This window comes from Bacillus cereus group sp. BfR-BA-01522 (assembly GCF_022662635.1).
Classification (GTDB): Bacteria; Bacillota; Bacilli; order Bacillales; family Bacillaceae_G; genus Bacillus_A; species Bacillus_A cytotoxicus.
This window is the reverse complement of record NZ_JAKUDY010000043.1, coordinates 1-649: the sequence shown is the minus strand read 5'-3', so window position 1 is coordinate 649 and position 649 is coordinate 1. Positions and strand designations below refer to the sequence as shown.

Genomic DNA, 649 nt, shown 5'->3' with positions numbered 1-649 from the left:
AAGGCTTTATTTTATAATTCGCGAGTAAAGTTTGAAATTCCTGACTTGTATATTGTGTTCCTAAATCAGTATGTAAAATGAGCCCTTTTTGTGGTCTTTGTGTATGGTAAGCGTTTTCTAAAGCTTTTACCACAAGGTTCGTTGTCATATTTCGTGAAAATGAATATCCAATAATTTTCTTAGAATGCAAATCCATCACTGATGCAAGGTAACACCAGCCATCTTTTTGCGTGTGAATATAAGTAATATCCGCCACCCACTTTTCATTAATTGTCGTTGTAGAGAAGTCCTGTTCTAGTAGATTTATTCGTTCTTCTATAGTTGATTTTGATGAATGTGGTTTATATTTCTTTAAGATGATGGAGCGAATATTTTCTTTTTTCATGAGTCGTTGCACACGCTTTACACTTACTTGAAACCCTTGTTCCAATAGGGTTTGATGAATTTTCGGTGCACCGTAACGCCCTCCACTATCTTGATGAATTTGTATAATTTGTTTGGTTAACTCTTCATTTTCACGACTACGCTTTGACTCTGTTTTGTGCTGAGATTGGTAATACGAACTTCTCGCTATTCCAAGTGTTTGACACATTGTACGAACAGAGTGTGTTTCTTTTTGACAATCGATAAATTGATGTAATTCTGTATC

General features: G+C 35.0%; 1 pseudogene. It reads right to left on the bottom strand.

The features are described from left to right. Positions 1–649: pseudogene (locus MR059_RS21495) on the bottom strand (IS3-like element ISBce13 family transposase); the annotation flags it as partial.